Annotated in this window: 26 protein-coding genes; 9 read left to right on the top strand and 17 right to left on the bottom strand. The window is 57.3% G+C overall.

The window, feature by feature from the left end; genetic code table 11:
- Nucleotides 1-34 precede the first annotated feature (34 nt).
- Complete coding sequence (locus AC6I7A_RS16020; protein ID WP_058958115.1) at nt 35-574, top strand: PadR family transcriptional regulator; 540 nt, start codon at nt 35-37, stop codon at nt 572-574.
- 10 nt (nt 575-584) lie between these two features.
- Here the strand turns inward: AC6I7A_RS16020 and AC6I7A_RS16015 are convergent, their stop codons facing one another.
- Entirely contained in the window at nt 585-881 is a 297-nt protein-coding gene (locus tag AC6I7A_RS16015) for an Rdx family protein (protein WP_009087166.1), read from the bottom strand.
- Nucleotides 882-1403: 522 nt separating this feature from the next.
- On the opposite strand from AC6I7A_RS16015, the gene AC6I7A_RS16010 reads away from it, so the two are divergent.
- A complete protein-coding gene (locus AC6I7A_RS16010; protein ID WP_009087165.1) occupies nt 1404-1901 on the top strand; it encodes a CinA family protein in 498 nt (165 codons plus the stop codon).
- 27 nt (nt 1902-1928) lie between these two features.
- Here the strand turns inward: AC6I7A_RS16010 and acuI are convergent, their stop codons facing one another.
- Nucleotides 1929-2912 carry an acrylyl-CoA reductase (NADPH) gene (gene acuI / locus AC6I7A_RS16005; RefSeq protein ID WP_058958116.1) on the bottom strand — a complete coding sequence of 328 codons (984 nt, stop codon included), beginning with the start codon at nt 2910-2912 and terminating at the stop codon, nt 1929-1931.
- Between the two features lie 562 nt (nt 2913-3474).
- Here acuI and AC6I7A_RS16000 point away from each other — a divergent pair.
- Nucleotides 3475-5628, top strand: coding sequence for an ornithine decarboxylase (locus AC6I7A_RS16000; protein ID WP_046102516.1), 2154 nt, complete (start codon nt 3475-3477; stop codon nt 5626-5628).
- Between the two features lie 739 nt (nt 5629-6367).
- On the opposite strand, the gene mltC is transcribed toward AC6I7A_RS16000, so the two are convergent.
- Genes mltC through mutY form a run of 3 tightly spaced genes read right to left on the bottom strand, consistent with a single transcriptional unit; the run spans nt 6368 to nt 8858 of the window.
- A complete protein-coding gene (gene mltC / locus AC6I7A_RS15995; RefSeq protein ID WP_009087159.1) occupies nt 6368-7447 on the bottom strand; it encodes a membrane-bound lytic murein transglycosylase MltC in 1080 nt (359 codons plus the stop codon).
- A 53-nt stretch (nt 7448-7500) separates the two neighbouring features.
- Nucleotides 7501-7773, bottom strand: a complete 273-nt coding sequence (locus tag AC6I7A_RS15990; RefSeq protein WP_009087157.1) for an oxidative damage protection protein — start codon at nt 7771-7773, stop codon at nt 7501-7503.
- A complete protein-coding gene (gene mutY / locus AC6I7A_RS15985; protein WP_058958117.1) occupies nt 7770-8858 on the bottom strand; it encodes an A/G-specific adenine glycosylase in 1089 nt (362 codons plus the stop codon). Before mutY ends, AC6I7A_RS15990 begins: the two co-directional genes overlap by 4 nt.
- 154 nt (nt 8859-9012) lie before the next feature.
- Here mutY and trmB point away from each other — a divergent pair, with 154 nt between their 5' ends.
- From trmB to AC6I7A_RS15970, 3 genes are all read left to right on the top strand, one after another.
- Complete coding sequence (gene trmB, locus AC6I7A_RS15980) at nt 9013-9732, top strand: tRNA (guanosine(46)-N7)-methyltransferase TrmB (protein ID WP_046102515.1); 720 nt, start codon at nt 9013-9015, stop codon at nt 9730-9732.
- Nucleotides 9732-10058 carry a YggL family protein gene (locus tag AC6I7A_RS15975; RefSeq protein ID WP_009087152.1) on the top strand — a complete coding sequence of 109 codons (327 nt, stop codon included), beginning with the start codon at nt 9732-9734 and terminating at the stop codon, nt 10056-10058. The genes trmB and AC6I7A_RS15975 overlap by 1 nt, the downstream gene beginning before the upstream one ends.
- A gap of 138 nt (nt 10059-10196) precedes the next feature.
- The gene (locus tag AC6I7A_RS15970) at nt 10197-10913 is read left to right on the top strand and encodes a YggN family protein (RefSeq protein WP_009087151.1); all 717 of its coding nucleotides are present in this window, start codon (nt 10197-10199) and stop codon (nt 10911-10913) included.
- Nucleotides 10914-10949: 36 nt separating this feature from the next.
- Here the strand turns inward: AC6I7A_RS15970 and hemW are convergent, their stop codons facing one another.
- From hemW to AC6I7A_RS15950, 4 genes are read right to left on the bottom strand one after another with little or no spacing between them, the layout of a single operon-like run.
- Entirely contained in the window at nt 10950-12089 is a 1140-nt protein-coding gene (gene hemW / locus AC6I7A_RS15965) for a radical SAM family heme chaperone HemW (protein ID WP_046102514.1), read from the bottom strand.
- Nucleotides 12082-12675 carry an XTP/dITP diphosphatase gene (locus AC6I7A_RS15960; protein WP_058958118.1) on the bottom strand — a complete coding sequence of 198 codons (594 nt, stop codon included), beginning with the start codon at nt 12673-12675 and terminating at the stop codon, nt 12082-12084. Before AC6I7A_RS15960 ends, hemW begins: the two co-directional genes overlap by 8 nt.
- 21 nt (nt 12676-12696) lie before the next feature.
- Nucleotides 12697-13251, bottom strand: a complete 555-nt coding sequence (locus AC6I7A_RS15955) for a YggT family protein (RefSeq protein ID WP_009087146.1) — start codon at nt 13249-13251, stop codon at nt 12697-12699.
- Between the two features lie 12 nt (nt 13252-13263).
- The gene (locus AC6I7A_RS15950) at nt 13264-13971 is read right to left on the bottom strand and encodes a YggS family pyridoxal phosphate-dependent enzyme (RefSeq protein WP_058958119.1); all 708 of its coding nucleotides are present in this window, start codon (nt 13969-13971) and stop codon (nt 13264-13266) included.
- A 14-nt stretch (nt 13972-13985) separates the two neighbouring features.
- On the opposite strand from AC6I7A_RS15950, the gene AC6I7A_RS15945 reads away from it, so the two are divergent.
- Complete coding sequence (locus AC6I7A_RS15945; protein WP_058958120.1) at nt 13986-14990, top strand: type IV pilus twitching motility protein PilT; 1005 nt, start codon at nt 13986-13988, stop codon at nt 14988-14990.
- On the opposite strand, the gene ruvX is transcribed toward AC6I7A_RS15945, so the two are convergent.
- The 6 genes from ruvX to AC6I7A_RS15915 all read right to left on the bottom strand — a co-directional run bounded on the left by ruvX (nt 14984) and on the right by AC6I7A_RS15915 (nt 19195).
- Complete coding sequence (gene ruvX / locus AC6I7A_RS15940) at nt 14984-15403, bottom strand: Holliday junction resolvase RuvX (protein WP_009087141.1); 420 nt, start codon at nt 15401-15403, stop codon at nt 14984-14986. The genes AC6I7A_RS15945 and ruvX overlap by 7 nt on opposite strands.
- Nucleotides 15403-15966 (bottom strand): YqgE/AlgH family protein, encoded by a 564-nt coding sequence (locus AC6I7A_RS15935; RefSeq protein WP_009087140.1) that lies wholly within the window; start codon nt 15964-15966, stop codon nt 15403-15405. The genes ruvX and AC6I7A_RS15935 overlap by 1 nt, the downstream gene beginning before the upstream one ends.
- A gap of 87 nt (nt 15967-16053) precedes the next feature.
- The gene (gene gshB, locus AC6I7A_RS15930; RefSeq protein WP_009087139.1) at nt 16054-16998 is read right to left on the bottom strand and encodes a glutathione synthase; all 945 of its coding nucleotides are present in this window, start codon (nt 16996-16998) and stop codon (nt 16054-16056) included.
- A gap of 103 nt (nt 16999-17101) precedes the next feature.
- Entirely contained in the window at nt 17102-17833 is a 732-nt protein-coding gene (gene rsmE / locus AC6I7A_RS15925) for a 16S rRNA (uracil(1498)-N(3))-methyltransferase (RefSeq protein ID WP_009087137.1), read from the bottom strand.
- Nucleotides 17834-17902: 69 nt separating this feature from the next.
- A complete protein-coding gene (gene endA / locus AC6I7A_RS15920; RefSeq protein WP_009087136.1) occupies nt 17903-18607 on the bottom strand; it encodes a deoxyribonuclease I in 705 nt (234 codons plus the stop codon).
- 75 nt (nt 18608-18682) lie between these two features.
- Complete coding sequence (locus AC6I7A_RS15915) at nt 18683-19195, bottom strand: SprT family zinc-dependent metalloprotease (protein ID WP_009087135.1); 513 nt, start codon at nt 19193-19195, stop codon at nt 18683-18685.
- Between the two features lie 249 nt (nt 19196-19444).
- Between AC6I7A_RS15915 and AC6I7A_RS15910 the strand changes: the two genes are divergently transcribed.
- Both AC6I7A_RS15910 and AC6I7A_RS15905 read left to right on the top strand, forming a co-directional pair.
- The gene (locus AC6I7A_RS15910; protein WP_058958121.1) at nt 19445-20551 is read left to right on the top strand and encodes a glycosyltransferase; all 1107 of its coding nucleotides are present in this window, start codon (nt 19445-19447) and stop codon (nt 20549-20551) included.
- Nucleotides 20541-21809, top strand: a complete 1269-nt coding sequence (locus AC6I7A_RS15905; protein ID WP_058958122.1) for an O-antigen ligase family protein — start codon at nt 20541-20543, stop codon at nt 21807-21809. Before AC6I7A_RS15910 ends, AC6I7A_RS15905 begins: the two co-directional genes overlap by 11 nt.
- A 69-nt stretch (nt 21810-21878) precedes the next feature.
- Here the strand turns inward: AC6I7A_RS15905 and AC6I7A_RS15900 are convergent, their stop codons facing one another.
- The gene (locus AC6I7A_RS15900) at nt 21879-23276 is read right to left on the bottom strand and encodes a sugar porter family MFS transporter (RefSeq protein ID WP_009087132.1); all 1398 of its coding nucleotides are present in this window, start codon (nt 23274-23276) and stop codon (nt 21879-21881) included.
- A 520-nt stretch (nt 23277-23796) separates the two neighbouring features.
- Entirely contained in the window at nt 23797-24948 is a 1152-nt protein-coding gene (gene metK, locus AC6I7A_RS15895; RefSeq protein WP_058958123.1) for a methionine adenosyltransferase, read from the bottom strand.
- Between the last annotated feature and the right edge of the window lie 721 nt (nt 24949-25669).

Raw genomic sequence — 25669 nt, 5'->3', positions numbered from 1 at the left:
CTACCATCAGGCTCCTTTTTTCGCAGGCCAGACTATGAAACAGCACCCCACGCCCTTTTCCGCTGACGACCCGAGTGCCCGCACAGGCGGTTGTGGCGGGCGGCGAAAACGCCGTGAAAAAATGCTGGAAGCGAGTGAGATTCGTCTGCTGATGCTGCATTTTCTGTCGCAGCATGCGGCACACGGTTATGAGCTGATTAAGTCGGTTGAGGAGCTGTCAAAAGGGGAGTACACCCCCAGCCCGGGGATCATCTATCCCAACCTGACGCTGCTGGAGGAGATGGAGGCGATTGAGGTAGTGGATGCTCAGGCCGCGCGCAAAGCGTACCGCCTGACGGCGGCCGGTAAGGCGCTGCTGGCAGATAACCGCGAAACGGTCTCCCGCCTGATCACGCGTCTCTCCACGCTGGCGATTCTGGTCAACAATCGCAGCATTCCCGCCGTCGAGCAGGCGATTTACGGACTGAAAGTCGCTCTGAACCAGCGGCTGGCGCAGGAAGATATCTCTGATGCCGCGTTGCAGACGCTGATTGCGGCCCTGCACGACGCGGCAGAGAAAATTACTCACAGCTGAGCCGGGTAGCTTAGCCGATCTCCGTTTTGTTTTTATCGATGTGACCCAGCGTGCGATCCGGGAAACAGATGTCGCGCACCCGCTGTTTCAGCGTGGTCGCATCAGGAAAGCCGCCATCCCGCTTACGTTCCCACAGCAGATGCTCATCCAGCATGATCTCAAACACACCGCCGGTGCCGGGTTTCAGCGTCACCTCCGCCAGATCCTCAGCAAAGGTATGCAGAAGTTCCTGTGCCATCCACGCTGACCGCATCAGCCAGTTGCATTGCATACAGTAGTGAATAACTACCACAGGTTTTTGCGCCATAACTCTCTTCCTTACGTATTGATAAATGCCAGTGCATTCAGGTTAAAAAAGTGTGCGCTGTGGTTGTTTATAAACTCATAAAGCTATTTAAAACAGTGATTTAATTCCATCTTCTCGGGTCAGAGTCTCGCTCAGTGTGCTGTTCTGCTTTTTTGCGGCTTTTATGCAGCGCCGTCTTTGTCATGTCAGCAAGCAGGTGAATACTAACAAGTAATCAAAGGATTCGCTGCTCTGTTACCTCATTTTTGGCGAGGGAGGTAACGACGCTGGCGTAGCAGGTGCTCATCCGGGCCGCTTTTTATCGCGGCTCTGAGAGAGATCACGACAGGAATAAACACCGATTTGCGAAGGCTGGCGGACTACTCTCATCCTGTTTCGCTGAAGGACGCTTTGATTAACTGAACGCCTGTTTTTCTGATCGGCAATCTGACCGTTTCGCTTTAAAAACATTGCCTTGCGTCTATTTGTTCACGGATTTTGCGCTATACCTGGAGTTCCGGACTGACGATTAAGGAAACCATAATGGCAAAATCATTAGCGCAAACGGCTGAACAACTGGGCACACTTTTACTCTCTTCCGGACTGCATCTGGCGACCGCCGAATCCTGTACCGCCGGGCTCATCAGCATGACGCTGGCGGCGGTGGAAAGCAGCGGTGACTTCTACACCAGTGGATTCGTGACCTACAGCGATAACGCCAAAATCCGTCTGCTGGGTGTGCATCCCGCCACGCTGAAACAGCACACGGCGGTGAGCGAACAGACGGCGCGGGAGATGGTTCAGGGGGCCTGCGCACGCTCGGGTGAACCGGTGGGATTGTCGATTACCGGCTATGCCGGGCCGGATGGCGGTGAAGATGGCACCCCGGCAGGCACCATCTGGTTTGGCTGGGTCCTGCCCGACGGCCGGGATGAGGCGGAGTGCCACCAGTTCAGTGGCGATCCGAAATCGGTGATGGAGCAGGGCACGCAGTTCGCGCTGGAGGGACTTATCAGACGGTTGCAGCAGAGCACGCTCTGAAGGCGCGAAGCGCGCCTTCAGAAGCCGTCAGCGGCAGTCGACAATCAGCCGGCCCTGCACTTTTCCGTCCAGCAGATCCTGCGCACCCTGTTTCGCCTCACTCAGCGGGATGACCCGGCTCAGCCGGCTGAGCCGTTCGCCATCCAGCAGCTCACCCAGCCGCTGCCACGCCTGCTGGCGAAGCGGTGTCGGGCAGAGCACGCTGTCCACACCGGCAAGCGTGACGCCGCGCAGAATAAAGGGCGCGACGCTGGCAGGCAGGTCGAGACCCTGCGCCATACCGCAGGCGGCGACCGCGCCGTCCCGCCGGGTGGCGGCCAGCACGTTCGTCAGGGTGTGGCTGCCCACGCTGTCTATCGCGGCAGCCCAGCGCTCTTTTGCCAGCGGCTTGCCTGGCTGCGACAGCTCATCACGATCGATGACTGAGGCCGCCCCCAGGGTGTCGATCAGGTAGGCATGGTCGCTGGCGCGTCCGCTGGAGGCGATAACCTCATATCCCAGCCGCGCCAGCAGGCTGACGCTGTAGCTGCCGACGCCGCCGCTGGCACCCGTCACCAGCACCGGCCCGTGGTCAGGCGTGATGCCCTGTTTCTCCAGCGCCATCACACAGAGCATCGCGGTCAGTCCCGCGGTGCCCATTGCCATCGTCTGTAGCGGAGTGAGAGAGGCGGGAACGCGCACCAGCCAGTCGCCGCTGACGCTGGCTTTCTGTGCCAGGCCGCCCCACTGTTTTTCGCCCACCCCCCAGCCTGTCAGCAGGGCCATATCTCCCTCTTTCCAGTCGGGATGGCGGCTGGCAGTGACCCGGCCCACAAAGTCGATACCCGGCACCATCGGGAACTGGCGCACAATCGGGCCTTCGTTGCAGATAGCCAGGGCATCTTTGTAGTTCAGGGATGAGTAGCTGACGTCGAGCGTGACATCGTGGTCGGGCAGTTGCGATTCGGGGAGATCTTTGAGCAGGGCGCGGTAACCCTGCTCGTCATTTTCAATGATCAGTGCCTTGAACATGCATCCTCCAGGAGTGTGACAGTGAGGATGAGTGTACGCCCGGCAGAGGCAATGCGGTAGGGCAAGGGTCAGGCCAGGGGGCAGTGAATCCCGCTCACGCGCATCGTCAGCCGTCGATCGCGCTCTGCATAAATCTGCATATATTTCATATAATTAATCGTGCTGTTAATTTTAAAATGTAAATTATTCATTAAAAACAGTGTGTTATATTTTTTGTCGCCTGCCGGATAATTGCCTGGCTCGGGTTGTCCACGTAAAAAAAAGATGACATCATGACCGCCACTTTTTGGCCCTGTTTATACATCACAGAGGACGTCGCCATGTCCGGTTCACCGCGCACCCGCCCGGATTACCGTTCGCTCTTTCCGGCGCGCACCGGTTTTTCCTCTTTCCTGAATACGCTGCGGTTCCCCATGCGGTGAGGCCAGCCTGGCAGCGGCCGGTTATCTGCTCTTCAACGGCTGCACAATGCCTTCTGACGGTTTTCACTGACATTCTTCGCCGGGGCGCTGTCCCCATGATTGTGCCACGGGCACCTCCTCCCTGCCGTTAGGGACGCTTTATGACTCCACTGAAAATTGCTGCCAGCGCCGCTGTGGCGCCCAGTCTGACTCTGAACACCGCGCGCGACGTGGTGACGCTGGATAACACCGACTTTACCGATGTCGCGGCGGTTGTCGTCTCGCTGGCGGATACCCGCAGCGGCATACTGACACTGCTGCGTCATACCGGATTCGACCTGCCGGTATTTGTCGCCAACGCCTTTGAAGAGGAGGTGATGCACCTGCCCGGCGTCAGCGGGGAGCTGAATGGCGATCCGCAGGAGTGGATTGCGCTGGAGGCGGCCGCGCAGGCCTATGAAGCGGCGCTGCTGCCGCCCTTTTTTGAGACGCTCTCCCGCTATGTTGATATGCAGAACAGTACCTTTGCCTGCCCCGGTCATCAGGGCGGCGCGTTCTTCAGGAAACATCCGGCGGGTAAACAGTTCTATGACTTCTATGGCGAAAATGTTTTTCGCTCGGATATGTGTAATGCCGACGTCAAACTGGGCGATCTGCTGATCCACGAAGGATCGGCTAAAGATGCACAAAAGTATGCGGCAAAGGTGTTTAACGCCGACAAAACCTACTTTGTGCTCAACGGCACCTCAAGCGCCAATAAAGTGGTGACCAATGCGCTGCTGACCCGGGGCGATCTGGTGCTGTTTGACCGCAACAACCATAAGTCGAACCACCATGGCGCGCTGATCCAGGCGGGGGCCACGCCGGTTTATCTGGAGGCGGCACGCAATCCTTTCGGCTTTATTGGCGGCATTGATGCGCACTGCTTTGATGAGGCCTATCTGCGCGAGCAGATCGCGGCGGTTGCGCCCCAGCGCGCAGAAGAGGCGCGGCCTTTCCGTCTGGCGATCATCCAACTGGGCACCTACGACGGCACGGTCTACAACGCGCGTCAGGTGGTGGATCGCATCGGTCATCTGTGTGATTACATCCTGTTTGATTCCGCATGGCTCGGCTACGAGCAGTTTATCCCGCTGATGGAAGGCTGCTCACCGCTGACGTTAGAACTGAACGAGAACGATCCCGGCATTTTTGTCACGCAGTCGGTGCACAAGCAGCTGGCGGGTTTTTCACAGACTTCGCAGATCCACAAAAAAGATAATCACATTCGCGGACAGCGCCGCTTCTGTCCGCACAAGCGTCTGAATAACGCCTTTATGCTGCACGCTTCAACCAGTCCGTTTTATCCGCTGTTTGCTGCGCTGGATATTAACGCCCGGATGCATCAGGGCGAGGCGGGGCGTCGCCTGTGGGATGAGTGCGTCACGCTGGGGATCGATGCGCGTAAAGCGATCCTGGAGCGTTGCGAAATGATCCTGCCGTTTGTGCCGGAGCGCGTGGCCGGGCAGCGCTGGCAGGATGCGCCCACGGAGACGATCGCCCGCGATCTGCGCTACTTCAGCTTCGAACCACAGGAAAAGTGGCACGGTTTTGCCGGTTATGCGCGCGATCAGTATCGGGTCGATCCCTGCAAGCTGCTGCTGACCACGCCGGGGATCGACGCCGCCAGCGGGGAGTACAGTGATTTCGGGATCCCGGCCACGATTCTGGCGAACTATCTGCGCGAAAACGGCATTGTGCCGGAGAAGTGCGACCTCAACTCGATCCTGTTCCTGCTGACGCCAGCAGAGAGCCCGGAGAAGATGGCGAATCTGGTGGCGATGCTGGCGCAGTTCGAGCAGCACGTCAGGGATGATGCGCCGCTGGCCGAAGTGCTGCCGACGATCTACCGTAAAAATGCGCAACGCTATGCCGGTTACACTCTGCGTCGCCTCTGTCAGGAGATGCACGATCTTTACGTCAGTCACAATGTGAAGGATCTGCAGCGCCTGATGTTCCGCGCCGCGGAGTTCCCGCCGGTCAGGGTTAATCCGCAGGATGCCCATCAGGCGTATATTCGCGGTGAGGTCGAGCTGGTGCCGATAGCCGAGGCCGCAGGACGGATTGCCGCCGAGGGCGCGCTGCCTTATCCGCCGGGTGTGCTCTGCGTGGTGCCTGGAGAGATCTGGGGCGGCGCGGTGCAGCGCTACTTCCTGGCCCTGGAAGAGGGGCTGAACCTGCTGCCAGGCTTCTCGCCAGAGCTGCAGGGCGTTTACACCGAAGAGGATGAGCAGGGACGTAAATATCTGGTGGCCAATATGATGGTGAGGGGATAGTTTCGCTGCGCGAAGGGGCGATGAGATTCTTTCGCCTGCCTGGCGGTGGGCTGGCTCTGAGAAGGTTTCGCCCGCCAGGCATGAGGGAGTTTCAGCCTGCCCGTGCAGGCGGACGCGTCAAGGGGCGGACGCCCGCCCCTTAACAATCCCGGCGTCCGGCAGCCTCCGCGCCCCGCGTAGCGGGGTGCCTTCGTCACGCCCTGCGGCCAACGGACCGTCCGGACTCGCCATCCCTGGCTCGTGCCGTCCTCTCGCCGACGTCCTGTCGGCTCATCCTGGCCTCCGGTTGTTCCTCAGCGCGCCGGATGCCTCTCCCACACCCCCGCCTTTGATATCTTCTATTTTCTGATGTGAAGCATCGTCTGCTGGCCTGAAGGCTAAAGCAGTCCCCTAAACGCACCGCGATATGAGAGCCAGATAGATAGAAAAGTTAACAGCGGGGGAGGGAGGCCGTCTGAGCCGCTGAGCGGATGAGGGATTTCAGGACGAGCGACAGGGATGTCGCGAAGAGGCAGGGTCGCGCCAGGGATGGCGCGTCCTGCCGGTCCGTGAGAAATCCGGAAGAAGCGAAGGGACCGCGGAGCGGCGGTGAAGCAGGCCGGAGCCCGGGGTCAAGGGGGCGCGGCGACTGGCGCCCCCTTGTCGGTCGCCTGCAGAGGCGAAACTGAAACTGCCCAACCTGTTGGGCGAACGAAACCTTCTCATAGCCCGCTCGCGCAGCGAACACCCCCGGATCCAGTCAGAACCCCCGATAACTCCGCTGTGCGGTACTCACCTTATACAGATAACGGCGCGACTCCGCCGACGGATGCTGGCTGGTCAGGATCTGATAGACCCTGTTCGGCGGCAGGTCGTTAATCATCGCGAATGCCCGATCTTTATCGCTGGAGAAGACGCGCAGAACGCTGCCTGCACCACCGTTGTAGGCGGTGATCACCGCATAGCGGCGGGACAGCGGATCCTGAATGCCGCCCAGATAGCTGCGCTGCAACAGCGACAGATAGGCGGTGCCCGCATCGATATTGTTCTCCGGGTCCAGCAGATAGCTGCGGCTTGGCTTGCCCCATTTCCCCTTCATGCGGAACACGTCAACACCGGCGGTGTGCTGCACCACCTGCATCAGGCCCAGTGCATCGGAGTGGCTCACGGCGTAGGGGTTAAAGCTCGATTCGGTCTGCATAATCGCCAGAATCAGCGATGCATCCACACCATACTGTTCGGCGGCTTTGCGCACCATCGGCAGGTATTTGTGTGCACGCTTATCCAGGTGGTTCGGCACCATCGGAATTGTAATGGTGTAAATCACATGCAGACCCGACGTGCGGCGCTGCAGTTTGTGCTGGATCAGATAGTCAGCAAAGGCTTCAGCGCGGCCCTGCCAGCGGATCGGCTGCCCGGTGTTATCCAGCACCTGACCATAGAGCAGTGGCTCTTTACTGATCACGATATCGTTGGCATCGGAGTAGAGATCGACATTGCCCGGATCGTCGCCAATCAGCAGGGTGGTCACGATCGCCTGACGCAGGCTGGCCATGGGGTCGGTGCCCGAAATCGTCTCGATAGTCAGCTTACCGCTTTCAAAGTTGATGTGGCTGCGGGTGTAATAGTTGTCGCTGTATTTGACGTAATCTTTGGGCCCGGCGATCAGGACCTCATTGATACCCCAGATATTCTCAATATTGTGAGCAAACTGCCCCATCAGAATATCAAAGCCGTTAGTGTCTTTTACCCACTCTTCGTGGAACTGCTGTTTTTTCGACCCGGAACAGGAAACCAAAAGTGGTGCTATCACCAGCAGGGCGATTAATTTTTTATTCATTGGGAATGCAAGCCTGACCTGGATAACCGGCCCCAGCGATGAGGCCCGAAAATTTACGCTTCTGGCGGTGTATAGCCTTCGATGTGAACGTCTTTGCCTTCGAACAGGAAGTTGACCATCTCCTTCTCCAGGACTTTACGATCCTCAGGATTCATCATGTTGAGTTTCTTCTCGTTGATCAACATGGTCTGCTTCGCCATCCACTTCTGCCAGGCTTCTTTCGAAATCTCGTTGTAAATGCGCTTACCCAAATCGCCCGGATAGAGCTGAAAATCCTGTCCTTCCGCGTCGCGCTGTAAAAACGTACAAAAGATGGTGCGGCTCATTCTTCTTCCTCATTAATCTCACAACTGTCCAAAGCCAGTTGTCGGGGATGGCGCAGCTCGTGCAGCAGGCGCTCAACGGGTGCAGCTAATCCCACAGATGGTGGCAGCGCTAAGTTATACCAGAGACCGCCTGCTTCATCCATCGCCGCCCCGACAGAAGGCCATGCCAGCCACATTGGCACAATATCGAGATGGAAATGGCTGAAGGTATGACGAAAGGCCGTCATCTGCTGCGGTCTGGCGTGGATGCCGCGTGCCGCCAGCCAGTCGTTCAGCGCCGCTTCGGTGGTGAATTGCGGGAAGCAGAACAGCCCTCCCCATAAACCCACGGGGGGACGCTGCTCCAGCCAGACATCATCGCCATCCTGAATCATCAGGAACCAGCCGCTGCGCTCCGGCAGCACCTGTTTAGGCTTCTTACCGGGATAGCTGGCCCAGCTGCTGCTGGCATAGGCTTCACAGCCGCTGTTCAGCGGGCAGATTTCGCACTTCGGTTTCGAGCGGGTGCAGACCAGCGCGCCCAGATCCATCATCGCCTGGTTAAACTGGCTGACGCCCTCAGCGGGGGTGACCTCTTCACTGATCTGCCAGAGCCGCTTCTCGACCTCTTTTTTGCCCGGCCAGCCGCTGACGGCATAACAGCGGGCCAGCACGCGCTTGACGTTGCCATCCAGAATCGGGAAGTGCTGTCCCAGTGACAGCGACAGGATCGCCCCCGCCGTCGAGCGGCCTACGCCGGGCAGGGCAGAGACATCATCGAAATTCACAGGGAACTCGCCCTGATGAACATCGACAATCTGTTTTGCCGCCTTGTGCAGGTTACGCGCACGGGCGTAGTAGCCGAGGCCGGTCCAGAGATGCAGAACCTCATCCAGCGGTGCCGCCGCCAGATCGCTGACTGTGGGGAAGCGCGCCATAAAGCGTTCGAAGTAGGGAATAACCGTGGCAACCTGGGTCTGCTGTAACATCACTTCAGACAGCCACACCTTGTAAGGCGTTTTCTCCAGCTGCCAGGGCAGGGTTTTGCGGCCAAAGCGCTGATACCAGTCCAGCACCTGTTGCGCGAACTGCGGCGCTTGCATCATAAGAAGGAAAATTTCCGTGTTTACTCTACACTCAGGCAGGAATTCCAGCACATGCGCACCTGGGTGTAAACCGGAAGATTGCAAAGGCTTGCTTCTGCTTATGAACTTTGCATAATGCCCGTTTCCCGGAACAGGCTAACCAGCAGGCTTTTACATGATTAATGACGTCATCACCCCAGAATTTGATGAGAACGGGCGGCCATTGCGCCGGATCCGCAGCTTTGTGCGCCGCCAGGGTCGCTTAACCAAAGGCCAGCAGCAGGCGCTGGACACCCTGTGGCCGGTCATGGGGGTGGAATATCAGCCGGAGCCGATCGATTTAGTCGCGCTGTTTGGCCGCGAGGCACCGGTGACGCTGGAGATTGGCTTTGGTATGGGCGCGTCGCTGGTCACCATGGCGCAGAACACGCCGCATCAGAACTTCCTGGGTATTGAAGTGCATGCGCCAGGCGTGGGAGCCTGTCTGGCCGCCGCGAAAGAGGCGGATGTACAGAACCTGCGGGTGATGTGTCATGACGCGGTGGAAGTGCTGGAGAAGATGATCCCGGATAACTCGCTGCGCATGGTTCAGCTCTTTTTCCCCGATCCGTGGCACAAAGCGCGTCATAACAAACGCCGTATCGTCCAGGTGCCTTTCGCCGAACTGGTGATGCGTAAACTGAAGCTGGGCGGCGTTTTCCACATGGCGACCGACTGGGAAGCCTACGCGGAGCATATGCTGGAAGTGATGAACAGCATTGATGGTTACCGCAACCAGTCAGAACAACAGAATTATGTGCCGCGTCCTGAGACGCGTCCACTGACCAAGTTTGAGCAGCGCGGGCAGCGTTTAGGCCACGGCGTATGGGATTTAATGTTTGAGAGGGTGAAATAATGGCCACACAACGCAGCCGCCGTTTACGCAAAAAACTGCACATTGATGAGTTTCAGGAGCTGGGGTTCTCGGTTGCCTGGCGCTTCCCGGAAGGCACCAGCGAAAGTGAAATCGATGAGACGCTCAACCAGTTCATCAACGAAGCGATCGATCCTAACGGTCTGGCTTTTGATGGCAGCGGTTACCTGGTGTGGGAAGGTCTGGTCTGCCTGCAGAAAACCGGCAAATGCACCGAGGAGCATCGCGCTCTGGTTCGCAAATGGCTGGAAGATCACAAGCTGCAGGATGTGCAGATGACGGAACTCTTCGACGTCTGGTGGGACTAAAGGTCAGGTCGGTCAGGCTGCTGGTCTGCCATCCCGGATGGGGCAGAACATCAGTCCGCCGGCCCGGTTTTAAGAAACACGGTGTCGGGCTGAGGCCCGATTGCTGAACGGTTCCGCACCAGATGTTAGGGAGTAGATATGATGCGTAAAGCGCTTCTTGCTGTGCTGCTGGCAGCAGCGACCCAGGCTCAGGCAGCCTATGAATGCAGCGTTAAGCCGCAGGATGATGTGGTGATTAAGCCGCAGAGCGTGCAGGTGGTCGGTGCCAACGGCAATCTTGAGATCTCGCCGCAGGGCGACGTGCAGTTCAACGGGCAGAAGGTGTCGCTGAGCACAGCGGAACGCCAGAAAGCGATCGATTACCAGAACGCGCTGCGTCGCGATCTGCCGTGGATCGACAGCGGGGCGACCTCACGTCTGGAGAAAGGACGTGCGGCACTGGATCGGGTTATCGTGGAGAAACTGGGCACCGACAGCAACGTCCGCAATCGCCTGAGCACGCTGAATGGCCAGCTGAAACAGCAGATGAACCGCATCATCGAGCACCGTGACGACGGGCTGACGTTCCACCATCAGGCGATCGATAAGGTGCGCGCGGAAGGGGAGCGGCTGGTTCAGTCGACGCTGGGCGGCGTCATGCAGGATAGCCTGAATGAGATGGGCAGTAAGCAGGGCAGTGGCGGCAGCAATCCGCTGCAGGCGATTATGGGAAATCTTGGCGGTCTGCAGCAGTCGATTCAGGCTGAGTGGAGCAAGCAGGAGCAGGATTTCCAGAACTTCGGTCACGAGGTCTGTAATCGCGTCATTTCGCTGGAAGATCAGCGTAAGCAGCTTACGGGCGCCCTGAAAAAATAGTGTTACGCCTCAGCCTGCCGGGCTGAGGCGCCTTTGTTACTCTTCCGCCAGAAACAGCTCCAGCAGCGAATTCAGAAACAGTTTTCCTTTCTCTGTAATCTGCCACTGATCCGCCGTTTCCGTCACATAACCCGCAGCGATCGCGGCATCCATCTGCGGACGGATCGCCTGCTCTGACAGACCGGTGTAGCGGCTGAACTCGTCGCGCGGTGCCGCTTCCAGCAGGCGAAAGCGGTTCATGAAATATTCAAACGGCTTGTCGCTGTCGGCCACCTCATACTGCTTCTCGCGGTAATTTCCCTGCATGAATCCACGCGGATGACGGGTTTTCACCGTGCGTACAATGCGCCCATCCGGTTGCGTCAGCTTGCCGTGTGCGCCACAGCCGATCCCCAGATAGTCGCCGAAACGCCAGTAGTTAAGGTTGTGCTCACAGCGATAACCCGGCTTCGCGTAGGCGGAGGTTTCATACTGCTGATAACCTGCCTCCCGCAGCAGCTGATCGCCCTGTTCGAAAATGTCCCACAGCGCATCATCATCCGGCAGCACCGGCGGACGGGAACCAAACAGGGTGTTGGGTTCGATGGTCAGCTGATACCAGGAGAGGTGCGGCGGATTGAGTGCAATCGCCTGACGCAAATCGTCGAGCGCCTCTTCCAGCGACTGGTCCGGCAGGCCGTGCATCAGGTCGAGGTTGAAGCTGCGCAGCGACAGCGACTGTGCCAGCTGGGCGGCACGGGTCGCCTCGTCAGGCCCGTGAATGCGGCCGAGGCGCTGCAGCTTCTGCGGACTGAAACTCTGAACGCCAATCGAAATACGGTTAATGCCGGCGCGCTGATAGGCGCTGAAGCGATCGGCTTCCACGGTGCCTGGGTTGGCCTCCATGGTCACCTCCGCATCGGGAGCCAGCGTCAGACGCGCCCGCACCCCATCCATCAGCATCTGCATCGCGCTGCTGCTCAGCAGGCTGGGTGTGCCGCCACCAATGAAGATGGTGCGCACTTCGCGGCCATGAATCAGCGGTAAATCGATCTCCAGATCGCGCAGCAGGTGCTGCACGTATTCAACGTGCGGCACCTCATCCTTCAGCGCATGGGAGTTAAAATCGCAGTAGGGACACTTCTGAACGCACCACGGAATATGGATATAGAGACTTAACGGCGGCAGATTAGGCATTACGCATCGCTTCCAGCAGCAGCGTCAATGCTTTACCCCGGTGAGAAACGGCACCTTTTTCCGCTTTGCTCAGTTCAGCGGCCGTTTTACCCAGCGCCGGAACAGAGAAAATCGGGTCATATCCAAAGCCACCGGCACCCGCAGCGGAACGGGTAATTTCCCCCTCCCAGCTGCCGTGGAACACCAGCGGCGTAGGATCGTCCGCATGACGCAGATAGACCAGCACGCAGTGGAACTGCGCCTGACGCTGACCGTCCGGCACATTTTCCAGCGCCTGCAGCAGCTTCTCCAGATTCTGCTGATCGCTGGCATCTTCTCCGGCGTAACGCGCCGAATAGATACCAGGCGCGCCACCCAGCGCATCAACGGCCAGGCCGGAGTCGTCGGCAATCGCCGGCAGTCCGGTGATCCGCGCCGCGTGACGCGCTTTGAGAATGGCATTCTCGATAAAGGTCAGGCCGGTCTCTTCCGCCGACTCAACCCCCAGGTCACTCTGAGCGACGATATCCAGACCAAAGGCGGAGAGCAGCTCCGCCAGTTCACGCACTTTGCCGGGATTACCGGTGGCGAGCACAACTTTTTGCATAACAGTTCCAGTTTGATTCATTTACAGCAGGTACCAGAGACCCGGGAACAGGTCCATGCCGAGAAAGTTCAGGGCATACAGCACCAGGATGACGATCATCGCGGAGAAATCGATACCGCCCATGGCAGGCAGAATACGGCGAATCGGTGCCATCATCGGTTCGGTCAGCTGCACCAGCAGGTAGTCGACCGGGCCGCGACCCTGGCTGATCCAGCTCATCAGTGAGCGAATGATGATCACCCAGAAGACCAGATAACCGGCCGATTTAATCAGCGACAGCAGGCCGACCAGCAGGTTGGTCGGATCAACCGAGAACACGCCCACCTGAATCAGCAGTAAAATCGGGTATTTCAGCGTCGTCAGGACAAAGGCCAGCAGCAGCGAGGCGGTATCAATCGGCCCCAGTGCCGGAATGATGCGGCGCAGCGGCTTAACAATCGGCTGCGTGACTTTGACGACGAACTGCGCCACGGGATTATAAAAATCGCAGCGTGACCACTGCATCCAGATGCGCAGCAGCAGCACCATGACGTAGAGATCGATCAGCGTTTTTACTAAAAACGTCAGTGTTAACATGAAGTTCCTCTGTTATTGTTGTGAGTTGTGCGCATAATCGCGTGCGCCAAAAATGGCGGTGCCGATGCGCACCATCGTACTGCCTGCGGCGATGGCCGCCTCCATGTCATCGCTCATTCCCAGCGAAAGCGTATCAATATGCGGATAGTGCTGCTGCAGCTGACGGAATGCTTCCGCCATCTGCTGACACACCGCCAGCTGCTTCGTGTAGTCACTCTCCGCCGCCGGAATCGCCATTAATCCCCGCAGTCGCAGCTGCGGCAGGGCCGCTATCGCCTCTGCCAGCCCGGAAACGGCCTCCAGCATGATGCCAGATTTACTCGTCTCGTCACTGATATTTACCTGAATTAACACATTCAGCGGTGGCAGTGAGGCGGGACGCTGATCGCTGAGCCGCTGGGCAATGCGCAGACGGTCAAGGGTGTGGCACCAGGCAAAATTTTCCGCCACCAGCCGGCTCTTATTGGACTGCAACGGACCGATGAAGTGCCACTCCAGTTCCGGATGTGCGGCCAGCGCCTGAACCTTTTCAACCCCTTCCTGCACGTAATTTTCGCCAAAGGCGATCTGACCCGCGGTAAAGGCTTCTTCGACCGCGCTCGCAGGTTTGGTTTTACTGACGGCAAGCAGGGTAATTTCTTCTGGTGCGCGGCCGCAACGCGCGGCAGCGGCCGCAATGCGCTGCCGGACTTGCTGTAGGTTGTGCTGGATTGAGGTCATAGTCAGGAGACATTATGAATCTGGATGAAATGGTGGCGCTTAGTGTAAAGCATAATGCGGCCGATCTGCACCTTTGCAGCGGACATTTGCCCTACTGGCGGCGGCAGGGGAGGCTGGAGGCGATTCCGCAGCAGAGCCCGCTCTCGGCGGCCTGGATGACGGAGTTTATGGCCCGCTGGCTCAGTGAACCCCAGCGCCAGCAGCTGGCGCGTGACGGGCAGATCGATTTCGCCCTGAGCCTCGCCGACGGTCAGCGTCTGCGCGCCAGTCTGTTTATGCAGCGCAATGGCCTGTCGCTGGCGCTGCGCCTTATCTTTGCGGTCTGTCCCACGCTGGAGAGCCTGCAGCTTCCCGCCGTGGTGCCGACGCTGCTGGAGCAGCAGGATGGATTGATTCTGGTCACCGGGGCGACCGGAAGCGGCAAATCCACCACGCTGGCGGCGCTGGTGGATGCGCTGAATCGCCAGCATGCCCGTCATATCATCACTCTGGAAGATCCCATTGAATTTATCCACCACAGCCAGCAGTCGCTGATACAGCAGCGTGAAATCGGCCTGCACTGCTCCTCTTTCTCACTGGGCATCAGAGCGGCGCTGCGGGAAGATCCCGATGTGATTCTGCTGGGCGAGCTGCGCGACAGCGACACCATCCGTCAGGCGCTGACGGCGGCGGAAACGGGGCATCTGGTGCTGGCAACCCTGCACACCCGTGGCGCGGCGCAGGCGGTGGACAGGCTGGTGGATGTTTTTCCGGCGGAGGAGAAACCGCTGGTGCGAACGCAGCTGGCGGGCAGCCTGAAAGCGGTCATTGCGCAGCGGCTGGTGCCTGCCGTTGCCGGATCGCGCATCGGGCTGTTTGAGATCCTGGTTGCGACACCGGGCATCACTCATCTGATTCGTGAGGGCAAGATGCACCAGATCCCTGCTCTGTTGCAGACCGGCGCACAGGCCGGTATGCAAACCTTTGAGCAGAGCAGGCTGGCGCGTGAGGCTGCCGGACTGATCGCGTCAGGTCAGTAGTGGTTCTCGAACCAGTCCTGCAAAATGATGGCGGCCGACTGTGAATCCACCGACCCTTTACTCAGCGCACGATAACCGCCACGTTCGAAGAGACCCGCACGCGCTTCGACGGTGCTGAGGCGCTCATCCTGTAGCTCGACCCGGATGCCAAACCGACCGTGCAGGCGATTGGCAAATTTTCGCGCCCGGGCCGTTAACGGCTGTTCAGTGCCATCCATATTGAGGGGTAAACCCACCACCACGAAATCGGGCTGCCACTCTTTCAGCAGCTTTTCAATGAGCAGCCAGTCTGGCGTACCATCCTGGGCTTTCAGCGCCGCCAGGGGGCGGGCGCTGCCGGTGAGTTGCTGACCGACGGCGACACCAATGCTTTTGGTGCCGAAGTCGAAACCTAACAGTGTTTGCGTTGACATCAGGCGTGTCCGGCGTCGCTGGCCATGTTGTGAATATCGACGCCGATACTGCGCGCCGCTTCGCGCCAGCGCTCTGCGATAGGCGTCTGGAACAGGATATTGCTGTTGGCTGGGGTCGTGAGCCAGGCATTTTCCATCAGCTCATTCTCCAGCTGATCTTTTTCCCAGGCGCAGTACCCCAGCGCCACCAGCACATTTGTGGGCTGAGAGGCGGTGCCAATCGACTCCAGCACGTCACGGGATGTGGTGATGACGGTGTTGTCGGAGACACGAATGCTGGAGGTAAAAGTCCGTTGCGCTGAGTGCAGAATAAAGCCGCGATCTTCCGCCAGCGGGCCACCGGTGAAGACCGGCTTATCCAGCCTGATGGCCGGGTCGCGATCGTCAGCAGAGATTTTCAGCTTCTTCAGAATGCCTTCAACCGTCAGGTTTTCCATGGGTTTATTGATGATCAGTCCCATTGCACCTTCTTCGTTATGTTCGCAGAGATAGACCACGGAACGCTTGAAGAAAGGGTCCTGCAATGAAGGCATGGCAATCAAAAAGTGATGTTGTAAATTCATTCTCACACGATGTACCAAAAAAATAACCGGCACGTGACGGCCGCACCGGTATTGGGTTGATCACGGAGCCTCGCCCCGGCGTCTTGCTCAGCCCAGGCGTTTCTCAATGGCATCCATCAACATGCCGGTGATGGAAATCGGGAACGCAGCCTCAATTTCACGAATGCAGGTCGGGCTGGTCACGTTAACTTCAGTCAGTTTATCACCGATGATGTCGAGACCGACAAAAATCAGTCCTTTTGCTTTCAGCGTCGGGCCAACACGGCGCGCAATTTCCCAGTCGCTTTCGCTCAGTGGACGGGCTTCACCGCGCCCACCGGCGGCGAGATTGCCGCGCGTTTCACCGCCCTGCGGGATACGCGCCAGGCAGTAAGGAACCGGCTCACCATCCACGACCAGCACACGCTTGTCACCCTCTTTGATAGCCGGGATATAGTTCTGCGCCATGCAGAAGCGGCTTTCGTGCTCGGTCAGGGTTTCCGTGATGACGCCAAAGTTAGGATCGTCCTGCTTCACGCGGAAGATAGAGGCGCCGCCCATGCCATCCAGCGGTTTCATGATGATGTCGCCGTGCTCCTGCCAGAAGGCGCGCAGCTGCTCTTTGCGGCGGGTCACCAGGGTCTCAGGCGTGAACTCCGCAAACCAGGCGGTGTAGAGCTTTTCGTTACAGTCACGCAGGCTCTGCGGTTTGTTCACGATCAGCGTTCCCAGCTCTTCTGCGCGCTCCAGAATGTAGGTCGCATAGATGAACTCGGTGTCGAAAGGGGGATCTTTACGCATCAGGATCACATTCAGGTCAGCCAGCGGGATCTCCTGCTCGCTGCCGAACTGATACCACTTATCCGCATTCTGCTCAACGCTCAGCAGGCGGGTGCGGGCAGAGGCCACGCCACCGCGCATCGAGAGATCGTGCATCTCCATGTAGTGAATTTCATAACCACGGCGCTGTGCTTCCAGCAACATGGCGAAGCTGGAGTCTTTTTTAATATTGATGGACGAAATAGGGTCCATCACGATGCCAAGCTTAATCATTATTATCTCCTCGGTAAGGCGTTGATCGCCTCGTTCGGTTCGGTCTGCAGTGGGCCGAACAGTCAGGACACTATGCCTGCTCTCTCACCGCCGAAAGTATCGCTTAACCCAGGTCGCCAAACCTCACCTGAAGTGCCGTAATGGCGGTCAGCGCGGTGGTTTCGGTTCGCAGAACCCGTGGGCCAAGCAGGATGTCCGTAAAATCGTGCTGCGCCGTCATCGCAATCTCGTCCGCTGACAGGCCGCCTTCCGGGCCAATCAGCAGCCGGACCCGCTCCACAGGCTGTGGCAGCGTGTTAATACTCTGGCTGGCACGCGGATGCAGGTTGAGCTTCAGACCGCTGTCCGCTTCCGCACACCAGGCTTCCAGCGTCATCGCTTCACGAATTTCCGGCACGCGATTGCGGCCACACTGCTCGCAGGCGGCAATCGCAATTTTCTGCCACTGCTGGATCTTCTTCGCCAGACGTTCAGCATCAAGCTTTACGCCACAGCGCTCGGAAAACAAGGGTGTAATGACGTTCACGCCCAGTTCAATTGATTTCTGGATAGTGAATTCCATTTTTTCACCGCGCGACATCACCTGACCTAAATGCAGATGCAGAGGTGACTCGCGATCGTCCGGCTGGCTCTCTGTGACCGATACTTTTACACGCTTTTTATCAACATGCGTGATCTCTGCTGCAAAAGTCAGATTAGTGCCATCAAAGAGTTCCAGACGCTGGCCTGCCGTCATCCGGAGGACCCGGCCTACATGGTTGGATGCATCTTCATCCAGAGTAATTTCACTGCCGATGTTCAGAGGCGCGGCGTGATAGATGCGAGGTATGCGCATAAGGTTCCTGAGACCGGACGCCGCGCTGCAGCGGCGTCATGGGAAAAGAGCTAGTGTAGGGCAGGGATTTTAGCGCTGGCAAGCCTGCTGCACATAAGGATTGTGATTGCCCTGCACCCTGGCAATCCGCTGGTCGCGTTCGCACTCCCACGGCGTGACAGGATAGAGCTTATCCCAGGCGGTAAACAGCTGCGTCTGCTGGCGTGAAATGCGCAGATGGTATTGGTCGCGCATATAGAAATAGGTGCGGGCAATCGCGCCCCGCGCCCGCGCAGGCGGCTCCGCCTGCTTCAGTTTAAAGTCGATCTTCATCTCACACTGACCATACTGCTTCTCGCTGCCGTTCCACTGACTGTAGGCGAAGTTGCCGCGGTCGCCATTCACTTCACCCACCGCAGGCTGCAGGTTGTGCAGATCGGTTTCGATGCGGCGATAGTCGGGGTCTTTGTTGCAGTTTTTGCGGCCACCGTCCTGCCAGCACTGGCGCTGATGTCCAAACTCCCACGCAGGCATCACATGTTCCCACTCAATGCGTGCGGCGCGATTCGCATTTTTGCGCACCTGATAGCCACAGCTGTTGAGATCGGGGATGCCCTTTTTTCCCTGCCACGTAATTTTACAGCCACAGTAAAAGGAGCCCGGTGCATCGGCATTAATCGCCGCAGCAAAGGTTTTGGCCTGCTGAAAGTTATTCTGATGATAGTTATTCAGGTTGATAGCGTCAGCGGCAGGGGCAAACAGCAACGCCACCGCCAGACTTAAAATGCGAGACATATTCCAGCTTCTGTTCAGTACAAAAAAGGGCGGCAGGTTAACAGAATGTCCAATAGGGCGGAATGGGGATTAGTCTCAGGCTGGCACAAACTCGCCCGCGGTCAGCAGGCTTCCGCAGTGCACGCAGCGATACTCACTCTCTTTGCGCACCACCCGATTGTGGCGTCGCACCGTAAGCTGGTGCTGCTGGCACTGACAGCGATAGGCAAAGGTCTTGCTGCGCACGGAAGCGATCTCAAACTGATGGGTGCGCCGCGCCGGCACGCCCAGCACCTGCTCCATCATCCACTTCCACTCTTTGCCGTGTGGCGCAACGCGACCAAACTGTTTCCAGACCAGCAGATGCGCCAGCTCATGCGGCACCACTTCATCAATAAACGCCTGCTGATTTTCCAGCAGCAGCACCGGATTAATGCGGATTTCCCAGGCGGCCAGCCAGGCCGTGCCCGCCGCCGTGCCGCGCTGCTGGTAGAGCAGGGCAGGTTCCGGGTAGTCCGTTTTCAGGGCCTGATTGGCACGCGCAAGCGACTGGCGCAGCGAGCGCATCACCGCCTGCTGCAGGGCAATAGGGAGACGAGGTGTTTTCATGGCGTTCAGGATAATCATCGCTGTCCGGGAACTCAACATAACCCGCGAAAATGGCAGCAGCGTGGCTATAATCTGCCGCCCCGTTTCCGGCACGGCAGGCGGCGGCCACAGGGTGGTCAGACGAGGCGCGGCAGCGGCGGAAATTTCCGGATTCAATATGGTTATCGGCGTTTTTAGAATATCCTATTGATAAGGTTCACTGCAGCGTGAACCGATGAGATGCGACAGGCACAGTGTACGGACAACGCAATGAAAAATAATAACATCAGGAAGCAGCGCATTGTGCTGGTGACCGATTTGATGGCAGGTCGCGGCGGTATGGAGAATGTGACCGGTCAGCTGATTACCGCGCTGAATGCGGAGGCCGGAACGGAAGCGGGGCTGTTTATTATCAACAGCGGCGAAGAGAGCCACTCCCGCGCCTGGACCGCCAACGCTGTTTTAGCCGAGAGCGTCTGCACGCTGCGCAACAAAAAGATAAAAAATCTGATTCATACGCTGCGAATGGCCGCCTTTTTTCGCCGCTATCAGCCCGATCATGTCCTGACCCTGAATACGATTCCCTGCCTGATGACGCGCCGCGCCATCAGCCTCTCCGGCCGTAAAATCATGCTGTCGAGCTGGATGCATCTGCCCCCGCGTGAACGTTACCGTCCCCACTATCTGCTGCGGGCCGATCACCATTTCGCCATCAGCCAGCAGATTAAACAGCAGCTGGTGGAGCTGGGCGCGCGCGATACAGACGTTGATGTGATCTATAACCCGGTAAAGCGCACTGAGGTGGTCATTGGCCGCCCGCAGGGGCTGAAGTTTCTCTATATTGGGCGCATCCACTTCCAGCGACAGAAACAGCTGAAAGATCTGTTTGATGCCCTGCAGCAGGTCAGCGTCCCCTGGACGCTGGAGATGGTGGGAGATGGCGAGGATCTGGCGCAGTGCCAGCACTACGCGGCGCAGCTTGGGATTGCGGATCGCATCACCTGGCATGGCTGGCAGGAGAACGCCTGGGAGTATGTCCTCCACCACATCAGACAGGTCAGCTGTCTGCTCATGACCTCCAACTTTGAGGGATTCCCGCTGATCCTGCTGGAGGCGATGTCGCGCGGCGTCTACTGCGTCTCATCCGACTGCATCAGCGGTCCGGCGGAAATTATTCAGAACGGTCACAATGGTCAGCTCTACCCTGTCAATGACAGCATGGCGCTGGCCGCTATTCTCAACGCCATGAGCGGGGATTTCCGTTTCCCTGACCATCAGGTTATTAAAGCGAGCATCACCGGTTTTTATGAGGAAAATTATATGAAGCACCTGATGACCGTGCTTAATCGCCTTACTGAGGTTAAGCATGACGAATAAAACCGAACGCAATGGATTAACGTTACTGGTTAATTTCTCCGTGATTGCGCTCTGCCTGGCACTCTCACTGAATATGTTTGTTACCGGTCTGCCGCAAAAAATATTCTACTTCGTCTCCTATCTCTCCGTTGCCTCCATACTCTATGGCCTGGTGCGCAGACGGATCGACTTCAGGGGAGCGGGTTTTTATCTCGCGCTGTTCGCTGTTCTGGTTATCTTTGCCCTGATCCGTCTGTTCTGGGCCCTCCACGTTAAGGGGATTGAGACAGCCCCCTCAACCGATGCGATAACCAATATCGGCAACTACCTGCTGGGCGCGAAGCGGCTGTTGCTGGGCGCGTTTATTCTCCTCAGCCTGGCTATTTATGGCGATCGGGTTTCCCTGACCACACTGCGTATCGGGAGAGTGCTGATTCTGATCGGACTGCTGATTACGCTGGGCTTCGGTATTCATGAGCATCTCTACACCGCGAACATCCGCATCAAACTCACGACTGAAGCGGCGTCGATGTCCTCCTACATGATTCTGTTTATCTACTGCGCCTGGCTATGGCTGAGTCGTTTTGAGACGCATCGCTACTGGAAGGTGGCCGATGTGGTGGTGCTGGCTGTCACCTTCGCGCTGCTCTACCTGTGTGCGACCCGCGTGACCCTGATTGCGCTGATCGCCACAGGCCTGCTGTTTGTGGTGCAGAGTTACCGGTTGTCGCTGCTCACTAACTGGCGTGTCGGCACGCTGGCGGTGGGCGTCGTGGCGCTGCTGATCCTGATGACCAGTAACCGCTGGGTGGAAGGGGTGCAGGATATTGAGAACTTTGGCTCCAACAGCTCGACCTCGCTGGGTGCACGCGTGGCGATCTGGGGTGGAGCGATGAATTTTATTGAGCATCACGGCGGCTTCGCAACGCCGGATGCGCGCACCACGGAGGCGCGTCAGTTCATCATCAAACACTATCCGCTCAATGTGGAAGGCTACACCAACGTCAAATACAACATGCACAACGAGTTTCTCGAAGTGACGACGTTACAGGGATGGCTGGGGACGCTGTCGCTGGCGCTGCTCTATCTGACGATGCTGGCGGGCTGGCTGAAGAAGTGCGATCTGCGCGGGGCGGCGCTGCCGATGCTGGCGCTGTTTATCACCGGGCTGACCGATTCGGTGCTGCCCTATAACCAGACTGCCACCATCTTTATCATGGCGCTGGCGCTCTGCTGCCTGCCGCGGCCTCGGCCGGACGTGCGGGTCACCCCGGTATGATGAGGGGCTGAACCAATAAAAAGGGCGGGGTTTCCAGAAAAACCCCGCCCTTTTTTTAATGCTTAACGGTTAGTCGCGTGCACCGATGTCGCGCAGTTTTTTACCGGCCATCAGGTTACGTTCGATGTGTTCCAGCGAGACGTTTTTGGTCTCCGGAATCAGCATCAGCGTCAGCAGAATGAAGAACAGGTTAAGCAGCGCGTAGACCCAGAAGGTGTTGGCGTTGCCCAGGGTATTCAGCATCGTCAGGAAGGTCGCACCCACGATCATGTTGGCGATCCAGTTGGTGGTGGTCGAGACGGTGATACCGAAATCGCGGCCTTTCAGCGGCTGAATTTCAGAACAGAGTACCCAGATCAGCGGACCGGCTGACATCGCGAAGCCAACGATGAACATCAGCAGCATGCCTACCGCGAAGTACTGTGCGCCCGGCGAGGTAATGCCAAAGTGCAGCATCGTTCCCAGCACGCCCATACCGGCAGCCATCACCATAAAGCCCAGAATCAGGGTCGGTTTACGGCCCCAGCGATCCACCAGGCCAATGGCAATAAAGGTCGCCAGCACGTTGACCAGACCGACGATGACCGTACCCCACATCTGCTGCGTGGTGTTGGCGAAGCCGGCAATTTCAAAGATTTTAGGTGCGTAGTACATGATGACGTTCATACCGGTAAACTGCTGCATAACCTGCAACAGAATGCCGAGGTAGACGGCACGACGGAAGTGGCTGCTGCTGGTGAACAGACCCCAGCCAGACTGCTTGATCTTCAGGCTTTCACGAATCTCATCCAGCTCACGTTTTGCCTGCTCACTGGTGTCGCGCAGACGGTCCAGTACGCGTTGCGCATCGCGGAAGTTGCCACGCGCCGCCAGCCAGCGTGGGCTGTTTGGCAGGAAGAAGACACCGATCAGCAGCAGCAGGGCAGGGATGGTGATGACGCCCAGCATCCAGCGCCAGTTGCCGGTAAAGCTGAAGGCGGTATCAGACAGGTAAGCACCCAGAATCCCGATGGTGATCATCAGCTGATAGAGCGAAATCATACTGCCGCGAATTTTTTCTGGTGCGATTTCAGAAAGATAAAGCGGGGCGGTATAAGAGGCGACACCGACTGCCAGACCCAGCAATACGCGGGCGCTGATCAGCATTTCCGGGTTTGGCGCCATCGCCGACCAGAGAGAACCGATAACGAACAGAATCGCACCGGCCATCAGGCTCTTTTTACGGCCCAGGCGGGAGGACATCCAGCCGCTGCCGATAGCCCCCACCGCAGCACCAAACATCATGGAACTGACGATCCACTCCTGCTGATGAGCGGTAACGTTGAAGTCCTTTGCGATAAACGGCAGGGCACCGGCAATCACGCCGATATCCAGACCGAACAGCAGACCCGCAAGGGCTGCCAGAAAGCAGACAAATAAGGTCATCGCCTTATTTGAAGTTCTGCTTTTGTGTGTATTGCCAGGCATTTTAGCCTCCAGGTTTATCCATCATTGTTTTTATCAATGTTAAAAAACCTTTTACGGGAAAAAAGTGAGTCTGATCACATCAGTGTAATCGCTTACACACGCTGAAACCCTGAAATTCAGCATATTTTACCCGTAAAGATTAATTAACCAGTGAGGTATAGCACTCATTAAGTTTCTGACAATGCTCTATTTATTGGCTATCAGACGACGCTGAAAATAACGCATTTTGAACAGAATAACCACGTGCGTTAAATCTTAAATGTCAGATAAACAAAGCATTTCAATTTGTAATCGTTAACATTTTGTTGTCAGAAAAAGCGCAATGAAGTGTAGCTGAGATTAGAAAACCTGCTGAGGAGCGGCGGGAAGGTCGGGCAGAAGCGTTTTATCCGGTCAGGAGCAGGCAGGCCGGGAGTGCAAAACAGATAACAATCTGCCCGTGCTGCACGAAGGCAAAGCCACTGAAAAAGCAATAAAAAACCCTGCCGGCGTGGCAGGGTTTCATGATCAGCCGGAAAACTTACAGGCCAGCCGCTTCACGCAGCAGGGCGGCTTTATCGGTTTTTTCCCATGGGAAATGTTCGCGACCAAAGTGACCGTAAGCGGCGGTCTCTTTGTAGATAGGGTGCAGCAGATCCAGCATCTGAATCAGACCATATGGACGCAGGTCGAAGAATTCACGCACCAGCAGCGTCAGCTGTTCGGTCGCAATTTTCTCGGTGCCAAAGGTTTCCACCATGATGGAGGTCGGTTCAGCAACGCCGATCGCATAAGAGACCTGAATTTCACAACGGTCAGCCAGACCGGCTGCGACGATGTTTTTCGCGACATAACGCGCTGCATAGGCCGCAGAGCGGTCAACTTTTGACGGATCTTTACCGGAAAACGCACCGCCACCGTGACGCGCCATGCCGCCGTAGGTGTCGACGATGATTTTACGACCGGTCAGACCGCAATCGCCCATCGGGCCGCCGATCACAAAGCGGCCGGTCGGGTTGATGTGATATTTGGTTGAGGCGTTCAGCCACTCGGCAGGCAGAACCGGCTTGATGATCTCTTCCATCACCGCTTCCTGCAGATCTTTCTGGCTGATGGACTCCGCGTGCTGCGTTGACAGCACGACCGCATCGATGCCGACAATTTTGCCATCGTCATACTGGAAAGTGACCTGGCTCTTGGCATCCGGACGCAGCCACGGCAGGGTGCCGTTTTTACGCACTTCTGCCTGACGCTGAACCAGACGGTGTGCATAGGTCACCGGTGCAGGCATCAGAACGTCGGTTTCGTTGGTCGCATAGCCGAACATCAGGCCCTGGTCGCCCGCGCCCTGTTCGAGCGGATCGGTGCGGTCAACACCCTGATTGATATCCTGAGACTGTTTGCCAATCGCACTCAATACGGCGCAGGAGTTGGCATCAAAGCCCATATCGGAATGAACATAGCCGATTTCGCGAACGGTGTTACGGGTGATCTCTTCGATATCGACCCAGGCGCTGGTGGTGATTTCACCACCAACCAGTACCATACCGGTTTTAACGTAGGTTTCGCAGGCCACACGCGCTTTTGGATCCTGTTCCAGGATCGCATCCAGCACGGCATCGGAAATCTGGTCGGCGATTTTATCGGGATGTCCTTCTGATACGGACTCGGACGTAAAAAGGTGTTTAGCCATTCTGTTCTTTACCTTAAATATGGTTTGAATTCGACTGCATAGCGCCAGTGAGGTTATCTGACCTGACGCCCCTTCAGGCAAAGCCGCGAGCAGTGAGGTTGTGTCAGCACAGCAGGCCAACACCGCCTGGATATTAACCTGTTTAGATGGAAAACCATCTGGACGGCTATTTTAGGATAGAGGATAAACCAATTACCAGCCCTTTTTCTGTTTCGGCATTTTACCTGTCAGCTTTATCGGCATAATTTGCTGACACTCCACGGAATTACCCGATAATCTTTTTGCTTTTTAGCGCCGTAAACGGTATAAAACGCCGCTGCTTCGCTAGCCGCAGCAAGGATGACGCCACTGAGTGCGTCGCGCCCGTCAGACACCGCTCTGGCTTTCACCCTGGTTGTTCTCCATGTGCCCCTGGCATATGCGGAGGTGATACAAGTAATGAACCACGCTTTTTCTTCTCCCGGTTCTCTGCGCTCTGGCGCAACACTGGCGCGCTCCTGCCTCCCCTCTGTTTCTCTTTCCAGCCGACAATATCTGCGATGCGGTAATTTTACCGACACGAGCGCTGGCTAATCTTTACCTCTGTTCTCAGGGCTTTGTCTCTTCTCTGCGTCCCCGCAGCGGAACGAGACCGGTTATCTATGGTCAATAAAGATCGGGTAAATGTTCTCTGTTTAAACGGATCTGGCCAGGGTGTTTTACACTTAACTCATATGCGTGA

It is taken from the genome of Type-F symbiont of Plautia stali (assembly GCF_059731105.1).
This window is presented reverse-complemented; position numbering and strand designations above follow the sequence as displayed.